The sequence below is a fragment of the Shewanella sp. 10N.286.45.A1 genome (assembly GCF_041470405.1).
GTDB lineage: Bacteria > Pseudomonadota > Gammaproteobacteria > Enterobacterales > Shewanellaceae > Shewanella.
Map to the genome: position 1 here is coordinate 1 of NZ_JBFRMK010000188.1, position 9,101 is coordinate 9,101.

Here is a 9,101-nt window from a genome sequence, read left to right on the forward strand (position 1 = left end):
TTAATGCTATTGGTATAACATGTCGCTTAACTTTCGACTTAACTCACTGCTGGCACCCTATGATAATGGTCAGCAACGGGCATTTTATGTATTGATCTATATTAAAGGCTATACCTTTGGTATTGCTGATAGCATACAAGATAAAGCTAAAGCTTTTGCCGATTACGACTGTCAAACACAGTACCCATGGTTAGTTCAGGAGGACCAATGAGCATACTACTAGAGCAAGTTAACTGGCCAGTTATACTGCTACAACAAGATAGCGTTGATTTGCTGCTTGTTGAATCTTCGTTAGATTGGTCAGAGCAAACAGGCATGCTCGGCGTGCTAAAAGGCAGCTATATTATCGATGATACAGGTAACAGTTACTTGATTAACGAAGATCTTCCGACAAGGTTGCAGCTTGCTTCGCCACAGGTATCTTTAGAGCAGCTACGCAGCTCTGTTCAACAATATGCCAGCCAAAACGGTCACTGCTGTACCAGTAAGTTAACGCTAAATACCATTGAACAGCTATTCGAGGTTGTGGCATTTATTGAGCAGAATTAACTTTCCCTTGCTACAGAAATAATCGAATAAAAAAGCCAGCAATGATATTGCTGGCTTTTTGCAGAACTTATTGAAGCGATTAAATGCTAGGTTCTTAAGCCGATCCCACGTGAAATCAGGTAGTAAGCTAGGCTCCAGAAGCCGACGCAGAAGCCAACCATCACAGCAACAGACAAAGGTACACTCATATCCGCATAGCCCAAAAAGCCAAAGCGGAATACGTTGATCATGTAAACCACAGGGTTTAGCGCTGACACTCCTTGCCAAAAGTCTGGTAACAAAGACAACGAGTAAAACACACCACCAAGGTAAGTGAGCGGCGTTAAAACAAAAGTGGGAACAATACTAATATCGTCATAGCTCTTGGCAAAAACCGCATTGATTAAGCCAGCTAAGGCAAACAATACAGCGGTTAAAAACACCGTAATAGCAACCAACCCTACATGTTGTATGCTGATATCGACAAAGAACAGTGCCACTAAGGTCACTATCGTGCCCACACAGAGGCCACGGGCAACACCACCACCCACATAGCCAGCAATAATCACATAGTGCGGCACAGGAGCGACAATAAGCTCCTCTAAGTTACGTTGAAATTTTGCACTAAAAAAGGAAGATGCCACGTTAGAGTATGAGCTGGTGATAACTGCCATCATAATTAAGCCTGGAGCAATAAACTCCATGTACGATACACCGCCCATCTCACCGATACGCTTGCCAACTAAATTACCAAATATCAAAAAATACAAGGTCATGCTAATGGCTGGCGGCACTAATGTTTGCACCCAGATGCGGGTAAAACGGTTTATCTCTTTAGTTAAGATACTTTTAAAAGCTGTAAAATACAGCGCTTTCATATTCATTGTTGATCCCCGGTCATTTTGCCCTTCTCTACTAGCTCGACAAATAACTCTTCCAGACGGTTAGCCTTGTTGCGCATAGACAACACTTGAATATCAAGCTTACTCAGTTGCACAAACACATCGTTCAAGCTCTGATCTTTAGCCACATCGACTTCTAACGTATGCGGATCGCTAAGACGGCATTCAATCTCTAACAACTCAGGTTTAGCCGTCAGATCACCAGCGAGATCAAGAATAAACGTCTCCATGTTTAATCGACTCAATAGTGACTTCATCGTGGTACATTCCACCAGCACACCTTTATCGATAATGCCGATATTACGGCACAACATTTCCGCTTCTTCCAAATAGTGAGTGGTGAGGATAATCGTCACACCTTGCTCATTCAGTTCAGTCAAAAATGTCCACATAGAGCGACGAAGCTCAATGTCTACGCCTGCGGTTGGCTCATCTAAGATCAAAAGCTGTGGTTCATGCATCAGCGCGCGAGCAATCATCAAACGACGCTTCATGCCACCAGATAAGGCTCTTGCAGGGCTATCACGCTTTTCCCATAGGTCAAGCTGACTTAAATGCTTTTTAGCACGTTGTAGCGCCACCTCTTTCTTTACGCCGTAGTAGCCAGCCTGATTAACAGCTATCTGTTGTACGGTTTCAAACTGATTGAAATTGAACTCTTGCGGCACTAAACCAATACTGAGTTTGGCCAGTTCAAGCTCTTTATCAATATCGTGTCCAAACACAGACACGCTGCCTGAAGTTTTTTGCACTAAGGAGCTAATCACACCAATCGTTGTTGATTTACCTGCTCCGTTTGGCCCAAGCAGTGCAAAAAAATCACCCTTGTTAACGGTTAAACTAATGCCCTTTACTGCTTCAACTCCGCCTTTGTAGGTTTTCTTTAGGGAGTCAATAACTAAGGCGGCTTCGGTGTTTGCCATGGTTATTCCAATCAATCTGAATCAATAAAAAAACTCCCGCAAATGCGGGAGTCAATAATTTACATTGCGCTCCCAACTTCAATCTAGGTTTAACGCCAAACAGCGTTGAAACTAGATTAAAGCTAAAGAGACAAAATTAGTCTTCTAGTGGAACGACTCTTGCGATGTAAGGCAGGTTACGATACTGCTCCGCATAGTCGATACCATAACCAACAATAAACTCATCAGGAATGGTAAAGCCGATAAAGTCGACAGGTACATTGACTTCACGACGCTCTGGTTTATCAAGCAGCGTACATAAAGCTAAACTTTTTGGTTCGCGGATAAGTAACATCTCACGTACCTTATTTAAGGTATTACCTGAGTCGATAAGATCTTCAACAATCAGTACATCACGCCCCTGAATCTCGGACTGCACGTCTTTAAGGATTTTTACGTCGCGGCTACTTGTCATGGCATTGCCATAACTCGATACCGACATAAAATCGATCTCTACGTGGCCTTTAATACGTCGACAAAGATCTGCCATAAATACAACAGAACCTTTAAGCAGACCTACCATCAACAGGCGGTCACTATCGGCGTAATGAGCGTTAATTTGCTCAGCCAAAATATCCAATTTTTGATCGATCTCTTCAGCAGAGATCATCACTTCAGTGGTGTGTTTCATAAAACTCTCAATAGTCGATGTCATTGCGATTATGTTTCTCATAACCCCAACGATTCGTTAATGCATGGTCGACGCCCAAATGGTCTAAAACCCGGGCGACCATAAAGTCTACCAGATCTTCAATCGATTTGGGATTATGATAAAAGCCTGGCGCTGCAGGCATGATGGTAGCCCCGAGCCGAGAAAGCGATAACATATGCTCTAAGTGTATGGCGCTAAAAGGAGTTTCTCTTGGAACTAGAATTAATTGGCCACGCTCTTTTATTACAACATCCGCTGCTCGTTCAAGTAAATTATTACTCATCCCAGTGGCAACCGCGGCTAAAGTCCCGGTACTACAGGGACAGATGACCATCTGTTTAGGTGCAGCGGAGCCAGATGCAGGCGGTGAAAACCACTCCTCCTTCCCCAATACAATGAGCTCTCCGGCCACATCGCCAAACTGCGCAAGTAGCTGCGCTTTAGCCTTGTCACTATTGGCGCTTAACTGCAAACCTTGTTCTGTGGCGAGTACCACTCTGGCGGCAGATGAGATCATCAAGAAAACTTGGTAATCGCTCTTAAGCAGGATCTCCAATAACCTCAAACCATAAGGTGCACCAGAGGCGCCGGTCCAAGCTAAACTGATAGACTTGTCTGCTTTTTGATATGTGACACTCATGCTTAATCTATTACCTATTTTAATCGCTATGTTAGTGGTTAGCTTTATCGTTTAGCTGAGCAAGTAACTTTTGGTGTAAGCCACCGAAGCCACCATTGCTCATCACAATGATAGTATCTCCACTGCAAGCTTGGGCCACGGCTTTGGCTATAATCTCATCAATATCGAATAATACCTCAACAGGTATTGCTGCAGTGCTCATGGCAGCGCTTATATCCCAATCGATATTACCCGCTTGGTAAAGGTATGCGTTACTGGCTAAGGCCAATGAATTGGCTAAAGTGTCTTTATGCACACCGCTTTTCATGGTATTTGAACGCGGTTCTAAAATAACCGTCACTTTTCCGTTACCCACTTTGGCGCGCATACCAGCCAAAGAGGTGGTTATCGCTGTTGGGTGATGAGCAAAGTCATCATAAACTTCAACACCACCAACACAACCAATCAGCTCCATACGGCGCTTTGGTGGCGTAAACTTAACTAATGCTGCAATAGCGGCATCTGGCTTAACCCCTACATGCCTTGCTGCTGCAATTGCCATTACTGCATTTTCAATGTTGTGCTGGCCAATCAGCTGCCAATCTACGACGCCTTGCAACTCACCATCGAAAAATACTTCAAACTCATGGCCATCTTCACTAAGATTAGTGGCGTACCAACCTGTTGCAGCGGAGTGTAGATGGTACATCTCCTGTTCGCTCCAACAACCCAGTTCAATAACTTGCTGCACACTTTTAGCGTCAGCAGGCCAAATGATTTTGCCTTCACCGGGAACGGTACGTATTACGTGATTAAACTGACGCTGGATCGCTTTTAGGTCATCAAAAATGTCAGCATGGTCAAACTCAAGGTTATTAATCACCAACGTTCGTGGCTGGTAATGTACAAACTTGGATCGTTTATCGAAAAATGCACTGTCGTATTCATCGGCTTCCACCACAAAAAATGGTGAGCCTCCAAGACGGGCTGATACGCCAAAGTTCTGCGGCACACCACCAATTAAAAAGCCAGGTTCATAGCCGCAATCTTCTAAAATCCAGGCCAACATGCTAGCCGTTGAGGTTTTGCCATGAGTACCAGAAACCGCTAATACCCAACGCTCGGCGAGAATATGTTCCGCTAAAAATTGTGGGCCAGAGGTATATTTAAGACCACGGTTGAGCACTGATTCCACACAAGGGTTACCGCGGCTCATCGCATTGCCTATCACGACAAGATCTGGAGCATCATCTTCACCTTGTCCTAATTGAGATGGGTCAAAGCCTTGAATAAGCTCAATCCCTTGCTCTTCTAATTGAGTGCTCATTGGCGGGTATACATTAGCATCACTGCCTGTCACTTTGTGCCCTTCAGCTCTTGCTAGCAGCGCAAGACCGCCCATGAAGGTGCCACAAATCCCTAATATATGTACGTGCATAGTGGTCACTCTGAATTTAAAAACCTGCTTTATTCTAACCAATTGCGCGGCTATTTGTCAGTTAACTATGGTTTAAACTCACTCAAACACAAGATTGCTAATTCAGTAAGATGTCGAAGCGGTTTAACCGCTGAATTTACAACGCCACCTTCTCAACCATAAACGCCTACACGAGTATAACAGCGTGGCCTTGCCCTAAAAGGGTTGCATGCAAACATAAACCAAGCTCGAGAGATCAATAGCCCCTTACTCTCCTACCATTTTATTGAAAGACTTTAAAATTCACCTAACTGTTAATTGCCCAATATTAACGCAACGATTTAGTCTCTAATTAAAAGTGCAAAGCTCACATTTTTTCGATAAATAGTGGCAGAACAATGCGGCTTATCACCTTGCTGTACCGTCACTATTTAAGCAGCAGATAACATACGGTATAAGTTAGCTATTACAGGGCATTTTCTAACGCATAATCACCATTTGTTGTAGAAACACAATTTAGTACATCACTAGAAGGGATACCTTATGTTTTTCGTACATATGCTGTTATTACTGGCTGTCATCTTTGTCGGGATCCGCCATGGCGGTGTTGCCTTTGGTCTTTTAGGCGGCTTAGGAGTGTCGGTTCTCGCCTTTGTATTTGGCATTGCTCCAGGGTCTCCTCCCATCAACGTCATGTTGATTATTTTAGCGGTAGTCGCTGCTTCTGCGACACTTGAAGCGACTGGCGGGCTTAAGTTGCTCGTGCGTTATGCAGAAAAACTCCTGCGTAAACATCCGAATCAAATCGTATTTCTCGGGCCGCTATGTACCTATTCACTCACTGTGCTGGTTGGTACTGGTCACTCGGTTTATCCGTTGTTGCCAGTCATCTACGATGTCGCATACAAGAAAGGTATTCGACCTGAGCGGCCACTTGCGATTGCAACTGTTGCATCACAAATGGGGATCACCGCCAGTCCAATCGCCGCAGCTGCCGCAGTTGTTATTGCGACCTCGATGGAAAATAACCTCGATATCAGCTTAGTGGATGTGTTGCTAGTCACTATCCCCTCTACGCTAATCGGGGTATTAGTCGCTTCAGCATGGAGTTTAACGCGCGGTAAAGATCTTGATAAAGATGAAGAATTTCAAGCTCGCCTGTTAGATGAAGAGTTTAAAAATAGCTTAATTGACCCTGACATTGAAACCAGCGATGCGGCTAAGAGTGACAGTATTGCCAAGAAAGGACTAAGCATATTCTTATTGGGGATCCTTGCTGTCATTGGATTGGCAATGTTCAGTAAAGAATTACTGCCTGAAGGCGTTAAAATGTCGGTGGCGATTCAATTTATGATGCTCTCTGTCGGCGCGCTTATCTTATTAGCCACCAAGGTTGATCCCAAGAAGATCGTCAACAGTAACGTGTTTATTGCCGGGATGACCGCGGTGATTATTATCTTCGGTATCGCATGGTTAAGTGACACCATTATCGGTCACCACAAGAGTTACTTGATTGAATCTGTTAGCGATATAGTACATGCACATCCTTGGTCGTTTGCGATTGCGATGTTTGTCGCTTCGGTGTTTTTAAAAAGCCAAGCCGCTACTTTAACAATCATGCTGCCATTAGGTTTCTCTTTAGGGATCCCGGCACCGGTATTAATCGGTGTATTACCGGCTTGTTATGCTTACTTCTTTTTCCCATTTTACCCAAGTGACTTAGCAGCAATTAGTTTCGACAGAACGGGCACTACCCACATTGGCAAGTATGTCTTAAATCACAGCTTTATCGTGCCGGGCTTTATCGGCGTGGTGACTGCCACATTTGTCGGCTACTTCATTTCAATGGCGATAAATTAGTAAAACTGAAGACTAAAGACTGAAGATTGAAGATTGAAGATTGAAGATTGAAGATTGAAGACTGATACATAATCAGACTAACCTAGCAGTTGTCTATCTGAGTATACTCAATAACGTGCCTACAAAGGCACGTTTTTTTATTCGCAACGAATGACCCCTGAGCATAAATGGAAACCAAATGAGTCAATTATTTAGTGAAAGCGATAGCCAAGTGTTGGCTGATATTATTCGCCTTAGGCGCGATGTACGCGGCAATCGTTTTAATGATAAACCGGTTTCTCAAGCAACGGTTGATTCACTGCTAAATGCAGCGATGTTGGCACCCTCAGTAGGATATTCACAACCTTGGCAATTTGTGGTTATCAGAGACTTAGCGACCAAAAAAGCAGTTCAACAAACCTTCAGCGAAGAAAATGCTTCTGGCAGCCTGCAGTTTAGTGGCGATAAACGAGCTCAATATGACACACTAAAGCTTGAAGGAATTATTGAGGCGCCCATCAATCTAGCGGTATTTTATCAGCCCAGTACAGGAGCCGTGTTAGGCCAAACGAGTATGCCTGAGATGGGAAAGTTCAGTGTGGTTTGCGCGATTCAAAACCTGTGGTTAATGGCCCGCTCACTCAACATAGGGGTTGGCTGGGTCAGTATTTTAGACCCTCTGAAGGTTAAGGATATTCTCAATGCACCGGCTACTTCTGAGCTAATTGGCTATTTATGTATCGGCTACGTTGATGAATTTCTCGATGAACCAGAACTTAAACAGAAAGGTTGGCAGCAAACAAAGTCTGCTGCACAGGTAGTTTTCAAAGAGCAGTTTACCTAAGGGCTACTTTCTTCGCTGCTTCATCTTTTCGCGCATTTCGGCGACCATATTTTGATACTGTTCAAATTGCGATTCATCTAAAATCTGTTGCATTTGACTATCTCTAGTCTCAGCGGCAGCCTTCATTTTCTTGCCTTTATCGCGGCGACTGCCCTCACTTTCATGCAGTAGTTTCATCTCATCATGAAATAATCCCATCACAACTTCTGTTTCTGCTTGCTGCTCACCTGTTAGGTTTAGTTCTTCAGTCAGCTTAGCTAACATTTTGCCTGAATCTGGTCGCTCAGTGGCTGCTACATTGGCACATACTGTACTTAGCAAAAGTATCATTACGAATAAAATGCGTTGCATTGCTTTACTCCTTTTGGTTGAAGTAATCAGTATAGCCAATGGTTTGTAATGGACATGATGCATAAAGTAAATCACTGTAAAAAAGCAATTAAATACCGAGTATTGGGCATTGAACTCCCAATAATATTTAAATATCAAAAAAATATAACCCTTTTTCAAATCATCGCCGTTTATAACTCACAACAACTCAATTACCTCTTGGCAAATACCAGCCAACTTTTGGAGTCATCATGAATAAATCAACAATCGCGGCAGTAATCTCCAGTCTAATTCTATCAGCAAGTCTCGCGGCGCCAACATTGGCTGCCGAGGCCAATTTCCCACACCTTGAAACTATCGGTAGCAGCAATATTGTAGTTGAAGCCGATATGGCAGACGTTAACGTCGAAGTGATTATCAAAGCAGAAACAGCACAGGCAGCCAAAAAACAATCGGATATAGCTGTCGCAAAATTCATTGAGCGCTTACAAAAAGCAGGTGTTAGCCGCGAACTTATTCAAAGTGCCAATATCAATCTTCAACCACAATATCATTACGAAAAAGGTCAGCCTAATAAACTAATAGGCTACAGTGCCAATCGCCGCGTAACCGTCACTGTTGATGACCTCATCGAGCTTAACAGCATTTTAGATAGTGCTCTCGAACAAGGCATTAATCGCATCAATCACATTGCGCTGAAATCGAGCAAAGAGGCACAATATATAAAACAAGCAAGGTTGGCAGCGATTAAAGATGCCCAACAAAAAGCGGCTGAATTAGCCGAAGGTTTTGGTAAAGAGCTCAATGGAGTTTGGCATATCCGTTACTTTGACCAACGTCCGGTGCAGCCGATAATGATGAGAATGAGCGCTGAAAGCGACAGCTACAACGTGGCAAAAAGCTATCAGCAAGGACAAATGACAATTCAAGATAAAGTTGAAGTCACTTACCGCCTTAAATAATCTAATAATAAAAAAGGCTTATCAAACTAAGGGCTGTTGATCTTTC

11 protein-coding genes are annotated in these 9,101 nt (G+C 43.5%); 5 read left to right on the top strand and 6 right to left on the bottom strand.

The annotated features are described in order from the left end of the window. Window positions 1-19 precede the first annotated feature (19 nt). Both AB4238_RS14390 and AB4238_RS14395 read left to right on the top strand, forming a co-directional pair. Window positions 20-211 carry a hypothetical protein gene (locus AB4238_RS14390; protein WP_372034034.1) on the top strand — a complete coding sequence of 64 codons (192 nt, stop codon included), beginning with the start codon at window positions 20-22 and terminating at the stop codon, window positions 209-211. Next, window positions 208-549 (top strand): DUF4144 family protein, encoded by a 342-nt coding sequence (locus AB4238_RS14395; RefSeq protein WP_372034035.1) that lies wholly within the window; start codon window positions 208-210, stop codon window positions 547-549. The genes AB4238_RS14390 and AB4238_RS14395 overlap by 4 nt, the downstream gene beginning before the upstream one ends. An 86-nt stretch (window positions 550-635) precedes the next feature. Here the strand turns inward: AB4238_RS14395 and AB4238_RS14400 are convergent, their stop codons facing one another. From AB4238_RS14400 to mpl, 5 genes are all read right to left on the bottom strand, one after another. After that, complete coding sequence (locus AB4238_RS14400; protein ID WP_372034044.1) at window positions 636-1,406, bottom strand: ABC transporter permease; 771 nt, start codon at window positions 1,404-1,406, stop codon at window positions 636-638. A gap of 2 nt (window positions 1,407-1,408) precedes the next feature. Continuing rightward, window positions 1,409-2,353, bottom strand: coding sequence for an ABC transporter ATP-binding protein (locus AB4238_RS14405; protein ID WP_372034036.1), 945 nt, complete (start codon window positions 2,351-2,353; stop codon window positions 1,409-1,411). Between the two features lie 136 nt (window positions 2,354-2,489). After that, window positions 2,490-3,023: a hypoxanthine phosphoribosyltransferase gene (hpt, locus tag AB4238_RS14410; protein ID WP_044556115.1), complete on the bottom strand. Its 534-nt coding sequence runs from the start codon at window positions 3,021-3,023 to the stop codon at window positions 2,490-2,492. A gap of 7 nt (window positions 3,024-3,030) precedes the next feature. After that, window positions 3,031-3,684 (bottom strand): flavin prenyltransferase UbiX, encoded by a 654-nt coding sequence (locus AB4238_RS14415; RefSeq protein WP_372034037.1) that lies wholly within the window; start codon window positions 3,682-3,684, stop codon window positions 3,031-3,033. A gap of 31 nt (window positions 3,685-3,715) precedes the next feature. Further along, window positions 3,716-5,101, bottom strand: coding sequence for a UDP-N-acetylmuramate:L-alanyl-gamma-D-glutamyl-meso-diaminopimelate ligase (gene mpl, locus AB4238_RS14420; protein ID WP_372034039.1), 1,386 nt, complete (start codon window positions 5,099-5,101; stop codon window positions 3,716-3,718). Between the two features lie 522 nt (window positions 5,102-5,623). Between mpl and AB4238_RS14425 the strand changes: the two genes are divergently transcribed. After that, window positions 5,624-6,940, top strand: a complete 1,317-nt coding sequence (locus AB4238_RS14425) for an anaerobic C4-dicarboxylate transporter (protein WP_372034040.1) — start codon at window positions 5,624-5,626, stop codon at window positions 6,938-6,940. Between the two features lie 178 nt (window positions 6,941-7,118). Beyond that, on the top strand, window positions 7,119-7,763 hold the full coding sequence (gene bluB / locus AB4238_RS14430; RefSeq protein ID WP_372034041.1) for a 5,6-dimethylbenzimidazole synthase: 645 nt from the start codon (window positions 7,119-7,121) through the stop codon (window positions 7,761-7,763). Between the two features lie 3 nt (window positions 7,764-7,766). Here the strand turns inward: bluB and AB4238_RS14435 are convergent, their stop codons facing one another. Beyond that, entirely contained in the window at window positions 7,767-8,114 is a 348-nt protein-coding gene (locus AB4238_RS14435) for a hypothetical protein (protein ID WP_372034042.1), read from the bottom strand. A gap of 230 nt (window positions 8,115-8,344) precedes the next feature. On the opposite strand from AB4238_RS14435, the gene AB4238_RS14440 reads away from it, so the two are divergent. After that, entirely contained in the window at window positions 8,345-9,055 is a 711-nt protein-coding gene (locus tag AB4238_RS14440) for an oxidative stress defense protein (protein ID WP_372034043.1), read from the top strand. The last annotated feature ends 46 nt before the right edge of the window (window positions 9,056-9,101 follow it).